The organism is Thermus aquaticus (genome assembly GCF_001280255.1).
In the GTDB taxonomy this organism is placed as follows: Bacteria; Deinococcota; Deinococci; order Deinococcales; family Thermaceae; genus Thermus; species Thermus aquaticus.
The window spans coordinates 553,885-574,602 of the sequence record NZ_LHCI01000106.1; the positions used below are offsets into that span (position 1 = coordinate 553,885).

Here is a 20,718-nt window from a genome sequence, read left to right on the forward strand (position 1 = left end):
TCTCGCTCCCGGTCCCGGCGGACCAGGGCTTGCACCGCTTTCTCCCACACCCCCTCCTTCTGCCACTGGCGAAAGTAGTGGTAGACGGTGGACCAGTGGGGCAGGTCATGGGGCATGGCTCGCCAGGGGATGCCGTTCTTCAGGACGTAAAGGATGGCGTTCATGATCTCTCTTCTGGACACCTTGGCGGGCCGGCCGCCGGGCTTGGGGGCGGGAATGAGGGGCTCCAGGAGGGCCCACTCCTCGTCGGTTAGGTCGCTGGGGTAACATCGTCTAAGAGGCACCCTTCAAGGATACCACCCTTTTACGACAGCCTCTACATCGTCCTGGCCATGACCATGTTCCCGCAGATCTCCGTTCTGGGGGGCCTTTTCATGCTCCTTAGGCAGACGGGCCTCTTCAACACCCACCTGGGCCTCATCCTCTCCTACCTCCTCTTCACCCTTCCCTTCACCGTCTGGGTCCTGGTGGGCTACTTCCGGGGGCTTCCCAGGGAACTGGAGGAGGCGGCTTACGTGGACGGGGCCACCCCCTTGCAGACCCTGGTGAAGGTGATGCTCCCCCTCACGGGGCCGGGCCTGGTGACCACGGGGCTTCTGGCCTTCATCGCCGCCTGGAACGAGCACCTCTTCGCCCTCACCTTCACCGTGGGGTACGCAGTGCGCACCGTTCCCCCCGCCATCGCCAGCTTCGGTGGGGCCAGCCCCTTTAAGATTCCCTGGGGCTCCATCATGGCCGCCAGCGTGGTGGTCACCGTGCCCCTGGTGGTCCTGGTCCTCATCTTCCAGCAGCGCATCGTGGCCGGGCTCACCGCCGGGGCGGTCAAGGGGTAGGCCGTGGAGGACCTCCTTTCCTGGGACGTGCCCTTTGTCCACCTCGAGGCCCCCCAGGGCCTGGCTTCCCGGGTGGAGGCGGTGGAGAAGGAGGGGGTGAGGGCCTGGCGGGTCCTCTTCTTCCAGCACCCTTCCGGTCTACGAGGACGAGGGGGACGGCCAGGAAGAGGGGGTCTGGAGGGAGGTGCGCGGCGCCTTTGACGGAAAGCGCTTCTGGAAGAGCCTCGGGAAGGGATCATGGCCGAGGTCCTGGGGATGCCCAAGCCCCTTCGGGTCCGGGGAGGGGTCTGGCGGGAGGGGCGGCTTCTTTTGGACCTGGGAAAAGGGGAAGCCTGGGCCCGCTGGGCCTGAGATGCGCTTAAGCCAGAAGGCGCGCCACCAGGGCCATGGCGGCCTCCAGGACGGCCTTTAGGTGCTCCTCCCCCCTGAAGCTTTCGGCGTAGACCTTGACGATGTCCTCGGTGCCGCTAGGCCTCACGGCGAACCAGGCGTTTTCCGTGACCACCTTCAGGCCCCCCAGGGGCTCCCCGTTGCCGGGGGCCCGGGTAAGAACCCGGAGGATGGGCTCCCCCGCCACCTCCTTGCCCACCGCCTCGAGGGTCAGCTCCGAGAGCCGGGCCTTGGCCTCGGGGGTCACGGGCAGGTCCTTGCGGGCGTAGTGGGGGCGGCCTAGGCGCTCCACCAGGGTCTCGTAGAGCTCGTCGGGGGCCTGGCCCCGCCGGGCCATGATCTCCGCCGCCAGAAGCCCCAGGAGGATCCCGTCCTTGTCGGTGGAGAAGGGGCGGCCGTCTTGGCGCAGGAAGCTGGCTCCGGCGCTCTCCTCCCCGCCGAAGCCCAGCCGGCTCTGCAAGAGGCCCTCCACGAAGTACTTGAAGCCCACCGGGGTCTCGTAGACCTCCCGGCCCAGCTCCCCCGCCACCCGGTCCAAAAGGGCGCTGGTCACCGCCGTCTTCCCCGCCTTGGCCCCCGGCCAGGCCCGGGTGGTCAAGAGGTGGTGCAGGGCCGCCGCCAGGTAGTGGTTGGGGTTCATGAGCCCCCTTGGGGTGACGATGCCGTGGCGGTCGGCGTCGGGATCGTTGCCGATGGCCAGGTCGTAGCGGTCCTTGAGGGCCAGGAGGCCGGCCATGGCGTAGGGGCTGGAGCAGTCCATGCGGATCTTGCCGTCGTGGTCAGGGGGCATGAAGCGGAAGGTGGGGTCTATGGTGCGGTTCACCACCTCCAGGTTCAGCCCGTAGGCCTCCGCCAGGCGCTCCCAGACCCCTAGGCTCGCCCCGCCCAGGGGGTCCACCCCCAGGCGGAGGCCCGAGGCCCGGATGGCCTCCAGGTCCACCACCTCCTGCACCTTCTCCACGTAAAGCCCGGCGAAGTCAAAGGGCTTGGCCCGGGAGAGGGCTTCTTTAAGGGGAAGCCTTTTCACCCCCTTTAGGCCCTCCCGGAGGAGGGCGTTGGCCCGGGCCTCAATGGCCTTGGTGATGCGGGTGTCGGCCGGGCCCCCCGTGGGGGGGTTGTACTTGAGGCCCCCGTCCTCGGGGGGGTTGTGGCTGGGGGTGAGGAGGATCCCGTCGGCCTTGGCCGGGCTCTTGGCGTTGTGCTCCAGGATGGCCAGGGAGACCAGGGGCGTGGGGGTGTAGCCCTGGTCTATCAGGACCTCGAGGCCGTTGGCGGCCAGGACCGAAAGGGCGGTGGCCCAAGCGGGCTCGGAGAGGGCGTGGGTGTCCTTGGCCAGGAAGATGGGCCCCGAGGCCCCAAAGCTCTCCCTAAGGTCGGCGATGGCCTGGGCGATGGCCACGACGTGGGCCTCGGTGAAGGTGGCCTTGAGGCTCGTCCCCCGGTGGCCGCTGGTGCCGAAGGCCACGCGCTCCAGGGGGTTTTCCGGGTCCGGTTTGGCCTCGTAGTAGAGGGTGAGGAGGGTGGTGAGCTCCTGGGGTTCCATATGGCCAGTTTAAGGAAAAAGGGAGGCCAAAGGCCTCCCCTTGGCTTCCCGAGACTCTAGGGCTTGGCCGGGGCTTCCTGCTTGGGGGCCTCCTCTTTGGGCTTTTCCCCCGTCTTGGGGGTGAGCTCCGCCAGGACCTGGGCCAGGCGGTTTTCCATCTTGGCCTCCTGGCGAAGCTTCTGGATGAGGGCCTGGGCCTTTTCCTGGCGTTTGCGGTTTATGACGCCCTCGAGGGCCTCCTCCTTCACCGCCTCAAAGGGCTTCAGCTCCTCGGGCTTGCGGTTTTTGATCAGGAGGACGGTGAAGGTGCCGTCTTCCAGCTTCACCACCTCGCTCACCTCGCCCAAGGACCCCTTGGGAAAGGCCTCCTTCACCTTGAAGACCAGGCGGTCCAACACGGCCGGGAGCTGGCCCGGGTTCACGGCGCCGTACTCGGTCACCGTGCCCCCGTGGGCCTTGGCCAGGGCCTGGAGGTCGCTGGCCTTCAGGGCCGCCTCCCGGAAGGCCTTGGCCTTGGCCTCTTCCTGGAACACCACCCCCACCACCTCGGCGCTGGCGGGTACGGTGAAGAAGGCGGGGTTTTCGGCGTAGAACCTCCTGGCCTCGGCCTCGGTGGCGGTCACGTCCCGGGTCTCGTAGAGGAGGTAGGCCTGGGCCACCTCGTCCTTGGAGCCAATAAAGGGCTTCCCGCTCTTCTTGGCCGCTCCTACCAGGATCTCCTGGTCCACGAGGCGTTCCAGGGTCTGGGGCAGGAAGAACTGCACCGCCAGCTCCCCCAGGCCCTGCTGGATGAGGGCGGCCGTCTGCTGGTTGGAGAAAACGGGCTGAAGGACCTGGGAAAGAAGGATCTCCCTTTCGTTTACCGTGGCCACCGTAGGGTTCTTGTAGACGTAGCCCACGCCCTCGGCGAAGCGCACCTGGGCCTTCTTCCTCAGGTCTTCCAGGTAGGCCTCGAGGGCCCCATTGGCCTTCGCATCCCCCGCGTCCTTTTCCACCTGGTCCTTGACCTCCTCAAAGGTGGGCACCTTGGGCGGCAGGTAGGCCTCCACCTTGACGATGTAGTGCCGCCCCCCCGCCTCTATGGGCCCCACCAGCCCCGGGCCCTTGAGGGCGAAGACGGCCTCGGCCACCTTCTCGGGGAAGACCACCTTGGTCACCGGCTTGGGCGCGCTCTCCCCGGGGGCCGCCCCCAGGGCGCCGCCCTGCTCCGCCCCCACCTTGGAGTACTTCTTGGCCAAGGCGGCGAAGTCCTCCCCGGCCTTGGCCTTGGCCAGGACCTCCTCCGCCACCTTCTTGTCGTCCACCACGATCTGGCGGGCTTGGACCCGGGGCTCGGTCTTGTAGTCTTCCTGGTGCACTTCAAAGTAGAAGCGCACCTCCTCCGGCGTGGGCTTGGCGGAGGAGCGGACCTGCTCCAGGCGCTTTTGAATCTGGAGCTGGGCCTTGATCTCGGCCCTGAGCTGGGCGTCGGTGTACCCGATCTGGTTCAGGAACTGCTCGTAGGCCTTTTTGTCCCTCAGGCCGTACTGTTCCCGGATGCGGTCCACCTCCTTGCGCACCTCGGCGCTCCCCACCCGGATGCGGGCCGCGTCCTGCTTGAGGGCCTCGGTGAGAATCACCTGCTCCAGGAAGTGGGTGTCCACCAGGACCTTGAGGAGGCCCTGGGGGTTGGCGGCGTAAAGGGGGTCATTCCCCTGTAGCCTGAGGAGGTCCAGCTCGTAGACCGCCTTTCCGTTGACCCAAAGGACCGGTTTGCCCTTGGCCTCCTGCCCCGCCTGAGGGGTAAAGAGGAGGATGGCCCCCACCACGAAGGCCAAGGCCAAAAAGCCGAAAAGGATGGTTACCGCTCGCCTGTTGATGCCAAACACTTGACCGCCTCCTTCTTCCCGTGCTATAGTACTTCCGCTTGAGTGCGCCCGTAGCTCAGCTGGATAGAGCGTCGGCCTCCGGAGCCGAAGGTCAGAGGTTCGAGTCCTCTCGGGCGCGCCATTTTCCTTTTTAGCTCCCGGAAAGCCCGCAGCACGTGGGGATTCTAACACACCCTTCCTGAGAAAAGGGTTTAGCATGGGAGGGTGCTGCCCCTCCTCCTCGCCTGGCTCCACGCCGTCAACGACCTCTTCTCCAACTTCCTTACCCCGCTTTTGCCCAAGCTCATGGCCCACTTCGGGGTGGGGCTGGGCACGGCGGGGCTTTTGGTTTCCGTCTACTCCCTGACGGGAAGCCTCTTCCAGCCCCTGGCGGGCCTCATCGCTGACCGGATGGACCGGAGGCTCCTGGCCGCTTTGGGGCCCCTCTTGGTGGCCTTGGGGATGGGCTCCGTGGGGCTTTGGCCCCGGTTTGAGGTCCTCCTCCTGGTCCTGGGGCTTGCGGGCTTTGGCTCGGCCCTTTTTCACGCCTCCGGGGCCAGCTTGGTGGGGGAGCTGGCCCCCAGGGACCGCAAGGGTTTCTGGCTTTCCTTTTTCGGCTCGTCGGGGTACCTGGGCCTTTCCCTGGGGCCCATCGTGGCCCTCTGGGCCGCGGGGGCCTGGGGGCTAAAGGGGCTTTTCTGGCTTACCCCCCTGGCCCTCGTCCCCGCCCTCTTCCTCCTGCGCCTGCCCCCGGTGAGGCGACAGGGGAGGCCTGCGGCCCTCGCCGACTTCCTGCGGGTCTTCCGCGGGGACGTGGCCCGGCTTTGGGGCATGGCCACCTTGAGGAGCCTGGTCTTCATGAGCTTCTCCACCACCCTGCCCTACTGGTACGCCCAGAGGGGCATCCCCGACGCCTACACGGCCCTTTCCCTTTCGGTCTACAGCTTCTCCGCCACCCTGGGGGCCTTCCTGGGGGGTACCCTTTCCGACCGCTTGGGCCGCAAGGCCGTTCTGGTGGGCACCCTTAGCTTTGGCCTTCCCCTTTACCTGGGCCTCCTTTTCCTGCCTCCGGAAAACCCCCTCTACCTCCTCCTTCTGGCCGTGACCGGGGCCCTGATGAACGCCGGCATCCCCGTGGCGGTGGTCATGGCCCAGGAGCTGGCGCCCGGCCACACGGCCACGGTCTCGGGCCTCCTCATGGGCTTCACCTGGGGCTTCGCCGGCCTCTTTTACGCTCCCATCGGCCACCTCATAGAGACCTACGGGGTCATCCCGGTGCTTCTGGCCCTGGGGAGCCTGATCCTTCCCGCCTGGTTCCTGGCCTGCTCCGTGGGGGAAGCCCGTAAGATGGGGGCATGAGGATCCTTCTGGCCACGGACGGCTCTCCCCAGGCCCGGGGGGCGGAGGTGCTGGCGGAGTGGCTTAGCTACAAGCTTTCCGCCAAGCTCCTGGCCCTCTTCGTGCGGGACGTGCGCCTTATCCGGGTGCCCGAGCTTTTGGACCTGGGGGCCCTCACCATCCCCCTGCCCGTTTACCGGGAGGAGCTGGAAAAAGCCCTCACCTTCAAGGGGGAGGCCATCCTGGAGCGCATCCGGAAGAGCGGCGAAGAGGCGGGCCTCCAGGTGGAGACCCTTCTGGAAACGGGCCTGCCCCACGAGGTGATCCTGCGCTACGCCCGTATGGCGGATCTGGTGGTCCTGGGGCGGAGCGGGGCGGCCCACGGCGGGAGCTTCGCCGGCTTGGGGAGCACCGTGGACCGGGTCCTGAGGGCCTCGCCCACCCCGGTGCTTTTGGCCCCGGTGGACTACGTGGAGCTGGAGGGGGCCGTTCTGGGCTACAACGCCTCGGAAAGCGCCGTGAGGGCCATGCACACCCTGGCCCTGTTGGCCAAGCCCCTTGGGCTCAGGGTGCGGGTGGTGAGCGTGCATGATGACCCCGTGCAGGCGGGGGTCTGGGCCCTCGAGGCCGAGACCTACCTCAAGGACCAGGGCATCGCCACCGAGGCCCTGGCCTTCGCCGGGGACCCGGCGGAGCACCTCCTGAGCCTCCAGGAGCCTTCGGACCTTCTGGCCCTGGGGGCCCCGGTGCGGCGGCTCGTGCTGGGGAGCACGGCGGAGTACGTGGTGCGCCACGCCGTGGGCCCGGTCCTCACGGCCCGATAAGGGAGGCGCCTTTTGGTATAATGACCCCCTAAAGGAAAGGGGGGTCTATGACGGTCCGGCAGGTCCTGTTGCGCAAGGGGGGTGCGGTTTACGCCATCAGCCCCCAGGCCACGGTCCTGGAGGCGTTGGAGAGGATGGCCCAGCACGACATAGGCGCCCTCCTGGTCATGGAGGGGGAGGAGCTCGTTGGCATTTTTTCCGAGCGGGATTACGCCCGCAAGCTGGTCCTCCTGGGCCGCTTCTCCAGGGACACCCGGGTGGAGGAGGTCATGACCAAGGAGGTGGTCACCATCCGCCCAGAGGCCGACCTAGCCGAAGCCATGCGCCTTATGACCGAACACCGGGTGCGCCACCTGCCTGTGGTGGAGGAGGGAAAGGTGGTGGGGGTCATCTCCATCGGGGATGCGGTTAAGGCCATCATCACCGAGCAGGAGATGCTCATTGAGGAGTTGTCCCGTTACATTTCCGAGAACCACTAGTCCCGGAAAAGCCAGTTCAGCGCCAGGCTGACCAGGGAGAGGAGGATGGCCCCTACCAGGGCGCTAGAGAAGCTTTGGACTTCGAGGGCCGTCACCTGGGCCACCAGGTAGAGGATGGCCCCGTTGATCACCAGGGTGAATAGACCCAAGGTGAGCAGATTCAGGGGCAGGGTTAGGAACAAAAAGACAGGCCGGATGAGGGCGTTGGCCAGGCCCCAGATGGCCCCCGCCACCAGGTAATCGGCAAGCCCCGCCCCCGGGGTAAACCTCACCCCGGGGTAAAGGAGGCTTACCAGCCAAAGGGCCAAGGTGTTGAGCACGAGGCGGGCGAGAAGGCCGCGCATAAGGAGAGTCTACCTGAGCCCCTTGACACCTTTTAGGGCATCTGGTAGATTCATGTTTGCGCTGCCCGATGGGCGGCGGGGGATCTTGAAAGCTGGGGTGGATGGATGGAAGCCACGGGCCACGTTCTGCGTGGTCCTTGAAGGGTCAAGATGCTAAGGGCCCACGGTGGATGCCTTGGCACCCGAGCCGATGAAGGACGTGGCTACCTGCGATAAGCCAGGGGGAGCTGGTAGCGAGCGTTGATCCCTGGATGTCCGAATGGGGAAACCCGGCCCGTGGGAACACGGGTCACCGCCTTTGTGCGGGGGGAACCTGGGGAACTGAAACATCTCAGTACCCAGAGGAGAGGAAAGCGAAAGCGACTCCCTGAGTAGCGGCGAGCGAAAGGGGAAGAGCCTAAACCGTCCGGCTTGTCCGGGCGGGGTCGTGGGGCCCTCAGATGCCGAATCCCTAGCCTAGCCGAAGCTGTCTGGGAAGCAGCGCCAGAGAGGGTGAAAGCCCCGTAGGCGAAAGGTGAGGGGATAGGTGAGGGTACCCGAGTACCCCGTGGTTCGTGGAGCCATGGGGGAATCTGGGCGGACCACCGCCTAAGGCTAAGTACTCCGGGTGACCGATAGTGAACCAGTACCGTGAGGGAAAGGTGAAAAGAACCCCGGGAGGGGAGTGAAATAGAACCTGAAACCGTGGGCTTACAAGCAGTCGCGGCCCCTTTAGGGGTTGCGGCGTGCCTATTGAAGCATGAGCCGGCGACTCACGGTCGTGGGCGAGCTTAAGCCGTAAGGCGGAGGCGTAGGGAAACCGAGTCCGAATAGGGCGCAGGTGGGCCGCGTGCGGCCCGCGAAGTCCGCGGCCGTGGACCCGAAACCGGGTGAGCTAGTCCTGGCCAGGGTGAAGCTGGGGTGAAACCCAGTGGAGGCCCGAACCGGTGGGGGATGCAAACCCCTCGGATGAGCTGGGATTAGGAGTGAAAAGCTAACCGAACCCGGAGATAGCTGGTTCTCCCCGAAATGACTTTAGGGTCAGCCTCAGGCGCTGACTGGGGCCTGTAGAGCACTGATAGGGCTAGGGGGCCCACCAGCCTACCAAACCCTGTCAAACTCCGAAGGGTCCCAGGTGGAGCCTGGGAGTGAGGGCGCGGGCGATAACGTCCGCGTCCGAGCGCGGGAACAACCGAGACCGCCAGCTAAGGTCCCCAAGTCTGGGCTAAGTGGGAAAGGATGTGGCGCCGCGAAGACAGCCAGGAGGTTGGCTTAGAAGCAGCCATCCTTTAAAGAGTGCGTAATAGCTCACTGGTCGAGTGGCGCTGCGCCGAAAATGAGCGGGGCTTAAGCCCAGCGCCGAAGCTGCGGGCCTAGGGCGCAAGCCCTAGGCGGTAGGGGAGCGTTCCCGATGCCGATGAAGGTCGCTCGTGAGGGCGGCTGGAGGGAAGGGAAGTGCGAATGCCGGCATGAGTAACGATAAACAGGGTGAGAATCCCTGTCGCCGTAAGCCCAAGGGTTCCTACGCCATGGTCGTCAGCGTAGGGTTAGGCGGGACCTAAGGTGAGGCCGAAAGGCGTAGCCGATGGACAGCCGGTTAATATTCCGGCCCTTCCCGTGGGTGCGATGGGGGGACGCTCTAGGCTAGGGGGACCGGAGCCATGGACGAGCCCGGCCAGAAGCGCAGGGTGGGAGGTAGGCAAATCCGCCTCCCGTGGGCTCTGCGTGGTGGGGAAGCCCGTGAGGGTGACAACCCCCCGAAGCCAGGGAGCCAAGAAAAGCCTCTAAGCACAACCCACGGGAACCCGTACCGCAAACCGACACAGGTGGGCGGGTGCGAGAGCACTAAGGCGCGCGGGAGAACCCTCGCCAAGGAACTCTGCAAGTTGGCCCCGTAACTTCGGGAGAAGGGGTGCTCCCGGTGGCGCCTTCGGGCGCCGCTTGGGAGCCGCAGTGAATAGGCTCTGGCGACTGTTTACCAAAAACACAGCTCTCTGCGAACTCGTAAGAGGAGGTATAGGGAGCGACGCTTGCCCGGTGCCGGAAGGTCAAGGGGAGGGGTGCAAGCCCCAAACCGAAGCCCCGGTGAACGGCGGCCGTAACTATAACGGTCCTAAGGTAGCGAAATTCCTTGTCGGGTAAGTTCCGACCTGCACGAAAAGCGTAACGACCGGAGCGCTGTCTCGGCGAGGGACCCGGTGAAATTGAACTGGCCGTGAAGATGCGGCCTACCCGTGGCAGGACGAAAAGACCCCGTGGAGCTTTACTGCAGCCTGGTGTTGGCTCTTGGTCGCACCTGCGTAGGATAGGTGGGAGCCTGGGAAGCCGCCCTTTCGGGGGCGGTGGAGGCGCCGGTGAAATACCACCCTGGTGCGACTGGGGGCCTAACCCCTAGCGGGGGACAGCGCTTGGCGGGCAGTTTGACTGGGGCGGTCGCCTCCTAAAGCGTAACGGAGGCGCCCAAAGGTCCCCTCAGGCGGGACGGAAATCCGCCGGAGAGCGCAAGGGTAGAAGGGGGCCTGACTGTGAGGCCTGCAAGCCGAGCAGGGGCGAAAGCCGGGCCTAGTGAACCGGTGGTCCCGTGTGGAAGGGCCATCGATCAACGGATAAAAGTTACCCCGGGGATAACAGGCTGATCTCCCCCGAGCGTCCACAGCGGCGGGGAGGGTTGGCACCTCGATGTCGGCTCGTCGCCTCCTGGGGCTGAAGAAGGGCCCAAGGGGTGGGCTGTTCGCCCATTAAAGCGGCACGCGAGCTGGGTTCAGAACGTCGTGAGACAGTTCGGTCTCTATCCGCCACGGGCGCAGGAGGCTTGAGGGGGGCTCTTCCTAGTACGAGAGGACCGGAAGGGACGCACCTCTGGTTTCCCAGCTGTCCCTCCAGGGGCATAAGCTGGGTAGCCATGTGCGGGAGGGATAACCGCTGAAAGCATCTAAGCGGGAAACCCGCCCCAAGATGAGGCCTCCCACGGCGTAAAGCCGGTAAGGACCCGGGAAGACTACCCGGTGGATGGGCCGGAGGTGTAAGCGCCGCGAGGCGTTGAGCTGACCGGTCCCAATCGTCCGAGGTCTTGACCCTTTTGCCCTTATACCCACCCCAGCCAAGGTCCCCCGCCCCTCGGTGGCGCGGGCTCTTTGAAAAGCAAAACACGAGAATCCCCCGTGCCCTTAGCGGCGTGGAACCACCCGTTCCCATTCCGAACACGGAAGTGAAACGCGCCAGCGCCGATGGTACTGGGACCGCAGGGTCCTGGGAGAGTAGGTCGGTGCGGGGGATTTTGCCTTCGCGGGAGTAGCTCAGTTGGTAGAGCACGACCTTGCCAAGGTCGGGGTCGCGGGTTCAAGTCCCGTCTCCCGCTCCACATAAACCCCCCAGGATGTCCTGGGGGTTTTTTATTGCAGGCTTTCGTCGGAGAGCCAGTCGCTCCAGGTTTCCAGGTGGCCAGCGTCGGCCACGCTCAGGACCTCGAGGCCCGGAAAGAGGACGCGGGTGATGGAGGTGTTGGGGATGTGGAAGCGCCGCCAAGTGTCCCCTTCCAGGTTGAGGACTAGCTTCAGGGCGGCGCGGATGACGCCGCCGTGGGTCACCACCAGATGGCGGCCTGGGGGAAGGCCTTCCAGGAAGGCCTGGAACCGCTGGGCCAGCTGGGCCATGCTTTCCCCGCCGGGCCTGGGCGTGTGCCAGGGGTCCTGGAGGAGGCTTTGGGCGAAGTCCGGGTAGCGGGCCTCCGCCTCTTCCCGGGTGAGCCCGGCTAGCTTTCCCACGTCTATTTCCCGAAGAAGGGGGGTGGTCTTAAGGGGAAGCCCTAGGGCGGCCGCCAGGGGTTCGGCGGTCTCCCAGGCCCGGCGCAGGTCGGAGGCGTGGAGGCTGTCAAAGGTCTGCCGGCTTCTGGCCAGGCGCTGGGCCAAGCGGAAGGCCTGGCCGATGCCCACTGGGGAAAGGGGGACATCTAGATGTCCCTGGAAGCGCTTTTCTGCGTTCCAGGCGGTTTCGCCGTGGCGAATAAGCCAGAGCTCCTTCATAACAGGCGGATTCCCGGTTCCGGCACCACCCGGCCCACCAGGAAGCCTTCCACCAGCTCCTGGGCCCGCCTGGCCTCGGCCTCCGGCAGGACCAGGATGAGGCCCAAGCCCATGTTGAAGACCCGGAACATCTCCTCCTCGGGGATCTGGCCCAGGCGCTGGAGGTAGGGGAAGATGGGGGGCACGGGCCAGGTGCCCCTTTGGATCTCCGCCCCCAGGCCTTCCGGGAGGGCCCGGGGCAGGTTTTCCCAGATTCCCCCGCCGGTGATGTGGGCGATGGCGTGGATCTCCACCCCGCTTTCCTGAAGGCGCAGGAACTCCGGCCAATAGGCCCGGTGGGGGCGGAGGAGGGCCTCCTTGAGGCTTTCCCCCAGCTCGGGAACGAAGGCCAGAAGGTCATGTCCCGCCACCACCTTCCGGATCAGGGAGTAGCCATTGGTGTGGGGGCCGGAGGAGGGCAGGGCCAGGAGGAGGTCCCCTTCCCGCACCCTCTCCGGGCCCAGGATGCCCTCCCGCTCCACCACCCCCACCATGGTGCCCGCCAGGTCCCAGGCCCCTTCCCGGTAGACCCCGGGCATCTCGGCCGTCTCCCCGCCCAGAAGGGGGATGCCCAGGGCCTTGCAGGCCTGGGCCAAGGAGGCGAGGAGGCCGGCCAGGACCTCCTCCTCCAGGCGGCTTGCCGCCAGGTAGTCCAGGAAGAAGAGGGGCCTGGCTCCTTGGGCCAGGAGGTCGTTGACCGAGTGGTTGACCAGGTCAAAGCCCAGGCCGGAGACGTCGCCCACCTCCAGGGCCAGAAGGGTCTTGGTGCCCACCCCGTCGGTGGTGGCCACCAGGACCGGGTGGCGCATCCCCTTGAGGGCCATGGAATCAAAGAGCCCGCCAAAGGCCCCTAGGCCCCGTAAGACCTCGGGGGTGTAGGTGGCCTCCACCTGGGCCTTGGCCCGCTTCAGGGCCTCGGCCTTTTGGGCGATGTGGACCCCGGCTTCCTCGTAGCGCATCGCCCCTATCCTACCCCAAGGGCCTCTTGGAGGAGGCGGCGCACCAGGTCGGGCCTGGCCTGCCCCCGGGTGCGGCGCATCACCTGGCCCAAAAGGGCGTCCAGGGCCTTGGCCTTGCCCTGGCGCACGCTCTCCGCCGCCTCGGGCATGCTGGCGATGACCTCGGCCACCAGGGTCCTCAGCGCCTCCTCGTCGGCCACCACCTTGAGGCCCCGCTCCCGCACCAAGGCCTCGGGGTCTCGCCCTTCCAGAAGCTCGGGGAGAAGGCCCTTGGCCACGCGGCTCGTGATCTCCCCCCGCTCAAAGAGGGCCACCAGGCGGGCCAGGGCCAAAGGCGTGAGGCGGGTGGCCTCAAGGGAAAGCCCCCGCTCGTTCAAAAGCCCTGCCACGTCGGCCAGGAGCCAGTTGGCCAGGGCCTGGGGGGAGGCGAGGCTAAGCTCCAGGGCCTCGTCCAGGAAGCGGGCCAGGGAGGGGGTGTAGGCCAGGACCTCGGCGTCCTTGGCCTTGATGCCAAGGGCCTGGTAGCGTTTCTCCTTTTCCCAGGGGAGTTCCGGGAGGCCCCGCCGCACCTCCTCCAGCCAGGGCTGGGGTATGGGCACCGGGGGGAGGTCGGGCTCGGGGAAGTAGCGGTAGTCGGCCTCCTCCTCCTTGGTGCGCATGGGGTAGGTCTTGCCGCTTCCCTCCTCAAAGGCCATGGTGGCCTGTTTGACCCTCTCCCCCCGCCTGAGGATCTCGGTCTGGCGGCGGATCTCGTACTCCAGGGCCCGCTGGACGCTTTTGAAGGAGTTCAGGTTCTTGATCTCCACCTTGGTGCCGAGGGGCTCGCCTAGCCGGCGCACGGAGACGTTGACGTCGGCCCGCATCTTCCCCTCCTCGGGGCTGGCCTCAGAGATGCCCAGGGTCTGGGCCAGGGCCTGGATCCTTTGCAGGAAGAGCCGGGCTTCTTCCGGGGTCCTGAGGTCGGGCTCGGTGACCAGCTCTATGAGGGGGCTTCCCGCCCGGTTCAGGTCCAGGAGGGTGCGGCCTTCCAGGTGGAGGCTTTTGCCGGCGTCTTCCTCCAGGTGAAGCCGCTTGATGCGCACCATCCGCTCCCCTAGCGGCAGGGCACCCCCTTGACCCAGGGGGAGGTCGTACTGGCTGATCTGGTAGTTCTTGGGCAGGTCGGGGTAGAAGTAGTTCTTGCGGTGGAAGACCAGTCTTTCCGGGATCCGGCTTCCCAGGGCCAAGGCCAGCCTGAGGCCGTACTCCACCGCCTTCCGGTTGGCCACGGGCAAAGCTCCTGGAAGGCCCAGGCAGACGGGGCAGGTGTGGGTGTTGGGCGGGGCGCCGAAGGGGTCCGCCGGGCAGCCGCAGAAGGCCTTGGTCCGGGTCTTGAGGTGCAGGTGGACCTCGAGGCCGATAACCGCCTCAAACATGGGAAGAGTTTACCCGCGGGCGGGCTTCTCCTGCACCCCAGCGAGGCGCATGAACTCCTTGGGGTCCACCGCCCGGGCGAGGCCCAGCTCGTAGGTGATGAGCTTGCGCTTGTAGAGATCGGCCAGACAGGCGTCCATGGTGATCATGCCGAACTGGCCGCCCGTCTGGATGACGCTCCGGAGCTGGTGGGTCTTGCCCTCCCGGATCAGGGCCCTAACGGCCGGGGTGGCGATCATGAGCTCGTAGGCCAGGACCCGGCCCCCGCCGAAAGCCTTGGGCAGGAGCTGCTGGGTCAGGACGGCCACCAGGTTGTTGGAGAGCTGGACCCGCACCTGCTCCTGCTGGTTCTCGGGGAAGACGTCAACGATGCGGTCAATGGTCTCGGGGGCGGAGTTGGTGTGCAGGGTGCCCATGACCAGGTGGCCGGTCTCGGCGGCGGTGATAGCGGCGGCGATGGTCTCGTAGTCCCGCATCTCCCCCACCAGGATCACGTCGGGGGCCTGGCGGAGGACGCTCCTTAGGGCCTTGTGGAAGCCGTGGGTGTCGGCGCCGATCTCCCGCTGGTTGACGATGGCCTTTTTGTGCTTGTGGAAGAACTCAATGGGGTCCTCAATGGTCACGATGTGCACGGGTTTGCGTTCGTTGATGTAGTCGATCATGGAGGCCAGGGTCGTGCTCTTCCCTGACCCCGTGGGCCCCGTGACCAGGACTAGGCCCCTGGGGCTTAGGGCGATCTCGGCGATGTTTTTGGGCAGGCCCAGCTCCTCAAAGCTCTTGATGACGGCGGGCACCACCCGCAACACCCCGGCCACGCTTCCCCGCTGCAAGAAGACGTTCACCCGAAAGCGTCCCCTGCCCGGGAGGCTGAAGGAGAAGTCCAGCTCCTTGTCCTCCTCAAAGACCCGCTGCTGCTTCTCGTCCATGAGGGCGTACATGAGGCGGCGGGTCTCCTGGGGGGAGAGGGGCTCGTACTCCGTGGGGTGGAACTCCCCGTCGATCTTCAGCATGGGGGGGACGCCCACGGTGATCACCAGGTCGCTGGCCCCTCGCTCCACGGCCAGGCTCAGAAGATCCACAATGTCCGGAACCTTAGGCATAATCTTCACCCTTACTCAATGGTACGCGCCAGGACCTCCTCGAGGGTGGTGATGCCCAGGAGCGCTTTGTAGATGCCGTCCTCCCGCAGGGTCTTCATGCCCTTTTGCCTGGCTATCTCCTTGATCTCCGTGGCCGACTTCCCCGCCACGATGGCGTGGCGGATCTCGTCGTCCACCACCAGAAGCTCGTGGATGGCGTAGCGGCCCTTGTACCCTGTGCCGCCGCACCGCTCGCACCCCATGCCCTTGTAGAGCTTGGCCCCCTGGATCTCCTTTTCGCTCAGGCCGATCCGCTTCAGGACCTCGGGGTCGGGCTTCACCTCCACCTTGCAGTGGTCGCAGATCTTCCGCACCAGCCTCTGGGAGAGGACCCCGATAAGGGCGGCGGAGATGTTGAAGAGCTCCACCCCCATCTCGTCCAGGCGGGTGATGGCCTGGGCGGCGTCGTTGGTGTGCAGGGTGGCGATGACCAGGTGGCCGGTGAGGGCGGCCTCGGTGGCGATCTTGGCCGTCTCCGAGTCGCGGATCTCCCCCACCATGATGATGTCCGGGTCCTGCCGCAGGAAGGCCCTCAGGGCCCGGGCAAAGGTGAGGCCCGCCTGGGGGTTTACCTGGGTCTGGTTGATGCCGGGGATTTCGTACTCCACCGGGTCCTCAATGGTCTGGGTGTTCTTATCGGGGGTGGCGATGCGCTTCAGGATGGAGAAGGTGGTGAAGCTCTTGCCCGACCCTGTGGGGCCGGTGATGAGGAAGATGCCGTAGGGCTTGGAGATCACCTCCTGGAAGCGCTCAAAGACCCCGGGAGCGAAGCCCAGCTGCTCTATTTCGGGGATGTCGGCGGCCTTCTTGAGGAGGCGCATCACCGCCTTCTCCCCGTAGACGGTGGGCAGGGTGGAGAGGCGGAGGTCCAGGTCAATGGTCCCTTCCCGGTAGCGCACGCGGCCGTCCTGGGGGAGGCGCTTCTCGGCGATGTTGAGCCCGCCCATGATCTTGATGACGCTGATCACCGGGCCCAGGGCCCCCTTGGGCAGGGTGGTGTACTGGCGCAGGGTGCCGTCCACGCGGAGGCGTACCAGGACGTCGGTGGGCCTGGGCTCTACGTGGATGTCGGAAGCGTCCTGCAAATAGGCCTCGCGGATGACCTGCTTGACGAACTTTTGGGCGGCGCTCTCGTCCAGCTCCCCGATGGCCGCTTCCTCTTCCTGCTGGTAGCCCTTGGAGAGCTCCTTGGCCAGCTCCCCCAGCTCCTCCTTGCCGTAGAAGCGCTCAATGAGCTTGGTGATGGCCGCCTCGGTGGCCACCGCCGGGGTGACCTCGTAGTTAAGCCCTTTGCGCTTGAGGGCCAGGCGCACGTCGTCCAGGGCCAGGATGTTGCGGGGGTCCTTCATGAGGAGGACGAGGGTCTTCCCCTCCACGTGGTGGGGAAAGACCCCGTAGCGCCGGGCCAGGTCCTCGGGGATGAGGAGGGCGGCCCCGGGGTCCGGGGGGTTCTCCTCGGGGTTGATGTAGGGGTAGCCCAGTTGCGTGGCCACCGCCTGGGCCAGGGCCTCGGGCTTCAGCTTCCCCGACTGGATCAGGGTGTCCTCCAGGCGCCCTCCACCCTGCCTCTGTTTCTTCAGGGCCTCCTCCACGTCCTCGGGCCGGACCAGGCCCAGCTCCACCAGGATCTCCCCCAGGGGCTTGGCCTTGGGGAGGCGCTTTTGCACCTCGAGGGCCTCCCTGAGCCCTTCCCGGGAGAGGCGGCCCTCCTGCACCAGGACCTCTCCGAGCCTGCCCTTTTCCGGGTAGGCCCGGTGGAAGAGGTCCTCCCAGGCCTTGGGGAGCGTGAGGAAAAAGCGGGCGGGGCGGCCCAAGAGCTCCTCCACCGCCTCCAGGTGCCGGGGGTCGGCCAGAACCACCTCCACCTTTCCCTCGCGGATGGCCACGGGCACAGCGCTATACCGAAGGGCATCGGAGCGGAGGAGGAGGGAGGTGGCCGCCGGGTCTATGGTGAGGCCCTCGGTGGAGGGGAGGAACTCCAGGCCCTTTTGCTCTGCCAGGGCCTGGTAGAGGTCCTCCTCCTTGAGTCCCTTTTGTACCAAGATCCTGCCCAGGAGGTCCCCGGTGCGTTCCTGCTCCACCAGGGCTTCTTCTAAGACATCCCGGCTTATGAGCCCTTTTTTCACCAGAACTTCCCCCAGCTTCAGCTCCTCCTGGCCGGGGCCCGGGGGGGGTGGGGGGAGAGGGAGGCCCAGCTCGGGGTAGTTCTTGGCCAAGGCGTAGAGGAAGTCGCTCTTGGTGGCCTGGTAGGGCTCCACCACCAGGCCGGTGAGGTCCTCCACCTCCTCGAGGGCCAGGGTGTCCAGGGGGTTCACGAAGGCCACCCGGACCACCCCGGCCTCCTCGTCCAGGGCGAAGGGGATGGCCTGAAGCTCCTTGGCCTTTTCGGCGGGAAGGAGGGCCCTCACCTTGGGTGGGATCTCCATCTTGTGGAGCTCCACCAGCGGGATGCCGAAGTGATCCTCAATGGCCTGGGCGATGCGCCTTTCTGAGAGAAGGCCCATGTCCACCAGGACCTCGGCCAGGGATCCCCCCACCTCCCGGTGCCGTTCTAGGGCCATCTGGAGCTCCTCGTCGGTGAGGAGCCCGGAATCCAAAAGGATGGCGCCAAGCCGCTTGTCGCCGATGCTGAGCACGCTCATGCCGATTCCCCCTTGGTCCGCCTAAACGGAGTTTCCAGCATCCGTATGAAACGCGTGTAAAAAAACTCCCGCTCCTTCAGAGGGGGCACCAGGACCGTGTAGGCCCCCACCAGGTTGCCCCCCAGGATGTCGGTGAAGACCTGGTCCCCCACCACGGCCACCTCATGGGGGGGCAGGCCCAGGGCCCTCAGAGCCCGCCTGAACCCTAGCCAGGGCTTGAGGGCCGGGGCGTGGCCCGGAAGGCCGAGCTTTTTCTGCAAGCGGGCGAAGCGCTCCGGCATGGCGTTGGAGAGGAGGTAGATGGGCACCGCCTCCCTAAGGCCCTTCAGCCAGGCTTCGTGCTCGGGGGGAAGAACCTCCTCCCCGTAGGGGAGAAGGGTGTTGTCCAGGTCCAGGATCACCCCCTTCAGGCCCCTGGACGCCAGCCACTCTGGGGTGAGGTGGAGGAGGGAGGGGAGGACCGCCCGGGGAAAGAGCATGCCCCCATTGTGCCACCAGGGGGATTAACCATGCCTTGACGCCAGCATGACCAGGCCCCACATCCTCCCGGTCTGGCCCCGGTCCCGGCGGTGGGAGAAGAGGCGGGGGTCGCAGTGGGTGCAAAGCCCCACCCAGTAGATGCGCTCCTCCTTGAGCCCGGCCCGCCGGGCCTGGAGGAGGAGGGCTTTTTCCAGGTCCAGAAGATACCGGCCCGGGGCCTTGGGGTCCGGGGTGAAGGTGGGGAGGCCCACCTCCTGGAAGCGCCCGGCCACCTCCTCTCCCACCTGGTAGCACCCGCCCCCGATGCCGGGGCCTATGGCCAAGTGGGTTTCCGTGGGGTCCAGGCCCAAGGCCGCGATCCTTTCCAGGGCCCTTGGGAGAATCCCCCCCACCACCCCCCGCCAGCCGGCGTGGAGGGCGCCCACCAGGCCTTCCGGGCGGTAGAGGAGGAGGGGGTAGCAGTCCGCCACCCCCACCCGCAGGAGGAGGCCCGGGGTGCGGGTGAGGAGGCCGTCCCCCTCCCAGACTCCGGGGCCTTCCACCAGGTGCACCTCCACCCCGTGCACCTGCTTGAGCCCCGCTACCGGGGGGTAGCCGAAGGCGGCCAGGACCCGCCTCTGGTTCTCCGCCACCTTTTGGGGGTCGTCGCCGGTGGCGGCGGAAAGGTTGAGGCTCCCATAAGGCCCTTGGGAGACCCCGCCCTCGCGGGTGGTGAAGCCGTGGGGTGTGGGCAGGGGGGTGGTGAGGAGGGGGACCATGGGCTCATTCTGCCATGCGCATTGTGCCCTTTACCCCTAAGCTGAATACGCTCAGGTGTATATTGGGACCATGAGGGTGGATCGGAACCAACTCCGCTTTAACCAGGCCCTTTTGGTCGTCCTCCTTCCCCTGGCGGCCCTTTGGGACCAGCCCTGGCTGGTCTACCTCCTCTTCCTCCTTATGGCCAGCCAGCACGCCCCCTGGGACCTGATGGTGGCCTTGAAGCGCCTTCTCCGGGTGCCCCCGGCGGTGGTGGAGGAGGACCCCAGGCCCCACCGCTTCGCCCGCTTCCTGGGGGCGGTGTTCCTGGGGCTGGCCTCTCTCTTCCTCCTCCTGGGCCTGAAGGGGGTGGGGTACGCCCTGGCCCTGGTGGTGGCCCTTCTGGCCTTGATCAACCTGGCCTTCGGCTTCTGCCTGGGGTGCTTCCTCTACCTGCACCTGCGCTACGCCAGGGCCCTCTTCACCGGGAAATAGCCTCTAGGAGGCGCACCATCTCTATGGCGGTGAAGACCGCCTCGGCGCCCTTGTTGCCCGCCTTGCCCCCGGCCCTTTCCTGGGCCTCCTCGGGGGTGTTGGTGGTGAGGACGCCGAAGACGATGGGCTTCTCGGTCTGGAGCATGGCCTGCATGAGGCCGCTGGCGGCCTGGGCGGCCACGTACTCAAAGTGGGGGGTTTCCCCCCGCACCACCGCCCCCAGGGCCACCACCGCATCCACGTCCGGGCGGCTCGCCAGGCGCTTGGCCACGAGGGGCAGCTCAAAGGAGCCGGGAACCCAGGCCACCAGGACCTCGCCCGGGTCCCCGCCCAGGCGGGCGTAGGCCTCGAGGGCCCCTTCCAGAAGGAGCTTGGTCACCCGCTCGTTGAAGCGGCCCACGGCGATGGCAAGCCGCACCCCCTTGGCGGTGAGGATGGGGGAGAGGGTCTTGGGCTTCATGGCCTCACTATACTTTGGGGGTGGAGCGGTACCTCCTGGTCATGGTGGGCGGGGCCATCGGCTCCTTGCTGCGCTACCTCGTGGGGGCCTGGGTCCAAGGGCTTCTGGGCCCCGCCTTTCCCTGGAGCACCCTTTTTGTCAACGCCCTAGGGAGCTTTCTCATCGGGGCGGTGGTGCGGCTTTCCCTGGAGGGGGCCCTTTCCGGGGAGGCCAGGCTCTTTCTGGCCGTGGGGGTGCTGGGCGGGTTCACCACCTTCTCCAGCTTCAGCTACGAGACCCTGGCCCTTCTTCAGGACGGCGAGGCCCTGGCGGCCTTGACCTACGCTTTGGGAAGCCTCCTTCTAGGCTTTTTCCTGGCCTACCTGGGCTACCGCCTTGGCGGTATGCTGGTGGCATGAAGCTGGAAGGCGAGGCCAAGCTCCTCCGCATCTTCATCGGGGAGTCGGACCGCCACGGGGGGCGGCCCCTTTACGAGGCCATCGTCCTCGAGGCCAGGAAGCGGGGCCTTTCCGGGGCCTCGGTCTTCAAGGGCTTTATGGGTTTTGGGGCCCACTCCCGCATCCACTCGGCCAAGGTGCTCCAGCTCTCCGAGGACCTGCCGGTCATGGTGGAGATCGTGGACACCGAAGAGAAGATCCGGGGCTTCCTGCCGGTGCTGGACGGGATGGTGCGGGAGGGGCTCGTCACCCTGGAGAAGGTGGAGGTGATCCGCTACCAAAGCCGGTGACCTGGCCCCCTTTTCCCCGGTGGAGAA

Annotated in this window: 19 protein-coding genes, 2 tRNA genes, 2 rRNA genes and 1 pseudogene; 12 read left to right on the forward strand and 12 right to left on the reverse strand. The window is 66.4% G+C overall.

What is annotated here, in order from left to right; translation table 11 throughout:
- Positions 1–284, reverse strand: a 284-nt coding sequence (locus BVI061214_RS12865; RefSeq protein ID WP_156303291.1) for a transposase, incomplete at its 3' end; no start/stop codon positions are given.
- 30 nt (positions 285–314) lie between these two features.
- Between BVI061214_RS12865 and BVI061214_RS03940 the strand changes: the two are divergent.
- Together BVI061214_RS03940 and BVI061214_RS03945 are read left to right on the forward strand one after the other, a co-directional pair.
- Positions 315–833, forward strand: a pseudogene (locus tag BVI061214_RS03940) (carbohydrate ABC transporter permease); the annotation flags it as partial.
- 3 nt (positions 834–836) lie between these two features.
- The gene (locus tag BVI061214_RS03945; protein ID WP_053767377.1) at positions 837–1,034 is read left to right on the forward strand and encodes a hypothetical protein; all 198 of its coding nucleotides are present in this window, start codon (positions 837–839) and stop codon (positions 1,032–1,034) included.
- A 157-nt stretch (positions 1,035–1,191) separates the two neighbouring features.
- Here BVI061214_RS03945 and BVI061214_RS03950 read toward each other — a convergent pair whose 3' ends face one another.
- A complete protein-coding gene (locus tag BVI061214_RS03950; protein ID WP_053767378.1) occupies positions 1,192–2,766 on the reverse strand; it encodes a phosphoglucomutase in 1,575 nt (524 codons plus the stop codon).
- Between the two features lie 56 nt (positions 2,767–2,822).
- Positions 2,823–4,634: a peptidylprolyl isomerase gene (locus BVI061214_RS13205; protein ID WP_053767379.1), complete on the reverse strand. Its 1,812-nt coding sequence runs from the start codon at positions 4,632–4,634 to the stop codon at positions 2,823–2,825.
- Between the two features lie 44 nt (positions 4,635–4,678).
- Between BVI061214_RS13205 and BVI061214_RS03960 the strand changes: the two genes are divergently transcribed.
- From BVI061214_RS03960 to BVI061214_RS03975, 4 genes are all read left to right on the forward strand, one after another.
- Positions 4,679–4,755 (forward strand) — tRNA-Arg (locus BVI061214_RS03960).
- Between the two features lie 83 nt (positions 4,756–4,838).
- Complete coding sequence (locus tag BVI061214_RS03965; RefSeq protein WP_053767380.1) at positions 4,839–5,972, forward strand: MFS transporter; 1,134 nt, start codon at positions 4,839–4,841, stop codon at positions 5,970–5,972.
- Entirely contained in the window at positions 5,969–6,775 is an 807-nt protein-coding gene (locus tag BVI061214_RS03970; protein ID WP_053767381.1) for a universal stress protein, read from the forward strand. Before BVI061214_RS03965 ends, BVI061214_RS03970 begins: the two co-directional genes overlap by 4 nt.
- Before the next feature lie 47 nt (positions 6,776–6,822).
- Positions 6,823–7,254: a CBS domain-containing protein gene (locus BVI061214_RS03975; protein WP_053767382.1), complete on the forward strand. Its 432-nt coding sequence runs from the start codon at positions 6,823–6,825 to the stop codon at positions 7,252–7,254.
- On the opposite strand, the gene BVI061214_RS03980 is transcribed toward BVI061214_RS03975, so the two are convergent.
- On the reverse strand, positions 7,251–7,598 hold the full coding sequence (locus BVI061214_RS03980; RefSeq protein ID WP_053767383.1) for a phage holin family protein: 348 nt from the start codon (positions 7,596–7,598) through the stop codon (positions 7,251–7,253). The two genes, BVI061214_RS03975 and BVI061214_RS03980, sit on opposite strands and share 4 nt — an antisense overlap.
- Before the next feature lie 143 nt (positions 7,599–7,741).
- Between BVI061214_RS03980 and BVI061214_RS03985 the strand changes: the two genes are divergently transcribed.
- The 3 genes from BVI061214_RS03985 (at position 7,742) to BVI061214_RS03995 (ending at position 10,938) form a co-directional block, all read left to right on the forward strand.
- Positions 7,742–10,655 (forward strand): 23S ribosomal RNA (locus BVI061214_RS03985).
- Positions 10,656–10,734: 79 nt separating this feature from the next.
- Positions 10,735–10,851: ribosomal RNA gene (rrf, locus tag BVI061214_RS03990) — 5S ribosomal RNA — on the forward strand.
- An 11-nt stretch (positions 10,852–10,862) separates the two neighbouring features.
- Positions 10,863–10,938: transfer RNA gene (locus BVI061214_RS03995), tRNA-Gly, on the forward strand.
- A 31-nt stretch (positions 10,939–10,969) separates the two neighbouring features.
- Here BVI061214_RS03995 and BVI061214_RS04000 read toward each other — a convergent pair.
- From BVI061214_RS04000 to pgeF, 7 genes are read right to left on the reverse strand one after another with little or no spacing between them, the layout of a single operon-like run.
- On the reverse strand, positions 10,970–11,599 hold the full coding sequence (locus BVI061214_RS04000) for a histidine phosphatase family protein (RefSeq protein WP_053767384.1): 630 nt from the start codon (positions 11,597–11,599) through the stop codon (positions 10,970–10,972).
- Positions 11,596–12,597: a phosphoribosylformylglycinamidine cyclo-ligase gene (gene purM / locus BVI061214_RS04005; protein WP_053767385.1), complete on the reverse strand. Its 1,002-nt coding sequence runs from the start codon at positions 12,595–12,597 to the stop codon at positions 11,596–11,598. The genes BVI061214_RS04000 and purM overlap by 4 nt, the downstream gene beginning before the upstream one ends.
- A gap of 5 nt (positions 12,598–12,602) precedes the next feature.
- Positions 12,603–14,012 carry an Asp-tRNA(Asn)/Glu-tRNA(Gln) amidotransferase subunit GatB gene (gene gatB / locus BVI061214_RS04010; protein WP_053767386.1) on the reverse strand — a complete coding sequence of 470 codons (1,410 nt, stop codon included), beginning with the start codon at positions 14,010–14,012 and terminating at the stop codon, positions 12,603–12,605.
- Positions 14,013–14,021: 9 nt separating this feature from the next.
- Positions 14,022–15,110, reverse strand: a complete 1,089-nt coding sequence (locus BVI061214_RS04015; protein WP_053767387.1) for a type IV pilus twitching motility protein PilT — start codon at positions 15,108–15,110, stop codon at positions 14,022–14,024.
- 11 nt (positions 15,111–15,121) lie between these two features.
- On the reverse strand, positions 15,122–17,791 hold the full coding sequence (pilB, locus tag BVI061214_RS04020; protein WP_053767388.1) for a type IV pilus assembly ATPase PilB: 2,670 nt from the start codon (positions 17,789–17,791) through the stop codon (positions 15,122–15,124).
- Entirely contained in the window at positions 17,788–18,270 is a 483-nt protein-coding gene (locus BVI061214_RS04025) for a YqeG family HAD IIIA-type phosphatase (RefSeq protein WP_053767389.1), read from the reverse strand. Before BVI061214_RS04025 ends, pilB begins: the two co-directional genes overlap by 4 nt.
- Before the next feature lie 24 nt (positions 18,271–18,294).
- Positions 18,295–19,029 carry a peptidoglycan editing factor PgeF gene (gene pgeF, locus BVI061214_RS04030; protein WP_053767390.1) on the reverse strand — a complete coding sequence of 245 codons (735 nt, stop codon included), beginning with the start codon at positions 19,027–19,029 and terminating at the stop codon, positions 18,295–18,297.
- A gap of 70 nt (positions 19,030–19,099) precedes the next feature.
- Between pgeF and BVI061214_RS04035 the strand changes: the two genes are divergently transcribed.
- Positions 19,100–19,504 (forward strand): DUF4395 family protein, encoded by a 405-nt coding sequence (locus BVI061214_RS04035; RefSeq protein ID WP_053767391.1) that lies wholly within the window; start codon positions 19,100–19,102, stop codon positions 19,502–19,504.
- On the opposite strand, the gene ribH is transcribed toward BVI061214_RS04035, so the two are convergent.
- Entirely contained in the window at positions 19,491–19,964 is a 474-nt protein-coding gene (ribH, locus tag BVI061214_RS04040) for a 6,7-dimethyl-8-ribityllumazine synthase (RefSeq protein WP_053767392.1), read from the reverse strand. The two genes, BVI061214_RS04035 and ribH, sit on opposite strands and share 14 nt — an antisense overlap.
- Positions 19,965–19,984: 20 nt before the next feature.
- Between ribH and crcB the strand changes: the two genes are divergently transcribed.
- Complete coding sequence (gene crcB, locus BVI061214_RS04045; protein WP_053768582.1) at positions 19,985–20,362, forward strand: fluoride efflux transporter CrcB; 378 nt, start codon at positions 19,985–19,987, stop codon at positions 20,360–20,362.
- A complete protein-coding gene (locus tag BVI061214_RS04050) occupies positions 20,359–20,691 on the forward strand; it encodes a DUF190 domain-containing protein (protein WP_003046864.1) in 333 nt (110 codons plus the stop codon). Before crcB ends, BVI061214_RS04050 begins: the two co-directional genes overlap by 4 nt.
- Positions 20,692–20,718 lie beyond the last annotated feature (27 nt).

Excerpts from the sequence above, each read along its gene's own strand:
- BVI061214_RS03950 (WP_053767378.1), bottom strand. The coding sequence starts at position 2,766 with ATGGAACCCCAGGAGCTCACCACCCTCCTCACCCTCTACTACGAGGCC.
- BVI061214_RS03970 (WP_053767381.1), top strand. The coding sequence starts at position 5,969 with ATGAGGATCCTTCTGGCCACGGACGGCTCTCCCCAGGCCCGGGGGGCG.
- BVI061214_RS03975 (WP_053767382.1), top strand. The coding sequence starts at position 6,823 with ATGACGGTCCGGCAGGTCCTGTTGCGCAAGGGGGGTGCGGTTTACGCC.
- BVI061214_RS03980 (WP_053767383.1), bottom strand. The coding sequence starts at position 7,598 with ATGCGCGGCCTTCTCGCCCGCCTCGTGCTCAACACCTTGGCCCTTTGG.
- BVI061214_RS04000 (WP_053767384.1), bottom strand. The coding sequence starts at position 11,599 with ATGAAGGAGCTCTGGCTTATTCGCCACGGCGAAACCGCCTGGAACGCA.
- purM (WP_053767385.1), bottom strand. The coding sequence starts at position 12,597 with ATGCGCTACGAGGAAGCCGGGGTCCACATCGCCCAAAAGGCCGAGGCC.
- gatB (WP_053767386.1), bottom strand. The coding sequence starts at position 14,012 with ATGTTTGAGGCGGTTATCGGCCTCGAGGTCCACCTGCACCTCAAGACC.
- BVI061214_RS04015 (WP_053767387.1), bottom strand. The coding sequence starts at position 15,110 with ATGCCTAAGGTTCCGGACATTGTGGATCTTCTGAGCCTGGCCGTGGAG.
- pilB (WP_053767388.1), bottom strand. The coding sequence starts at position 17,791 with ATGAGCGTGCTCAGCATCGGCGACAAGCGGCTTGGCGCCATCCTTTTG.
- BVI061214_RS04025 (WP_053767389.1), bottom strand. The coding sequence starts at position 18,270 with ATGCTCTTTCCCCGGGCGGTCCTCCCCTCCCTCCTCCACCTCACCCCA.
- pgeF (WP_053767390.1), bottom strand. The coding sequence starts at position 19,029 with ATGGTCCCCCTCCTCACCACCCCCCTGCCCACACCCCACGGCTTCACC.
- BVI061214_RS04035 (WP_053767391.1), top strand. The coding sequence starts at position 19,100 with ATGAGGGTGGATCGGAACCAACTCCGCTTTAACCAGGCCCTTTTGGTC.
- ribH (WP_053767392.1), bottom strand. The coding sequence starts at position 19,964 with ATGAAGCCCAAGACCCTCTCCCCCATCCTCACCGCCAAGGGGGTGCGG.
- BVI061214_RS04050 (WP_003046864.1), top strand. The coding sequence starts at position 20,359 with ATGAAGCTGGAAGGCGAGGCCAAGCTCCTCCGCATCTTCATCGGGGAG.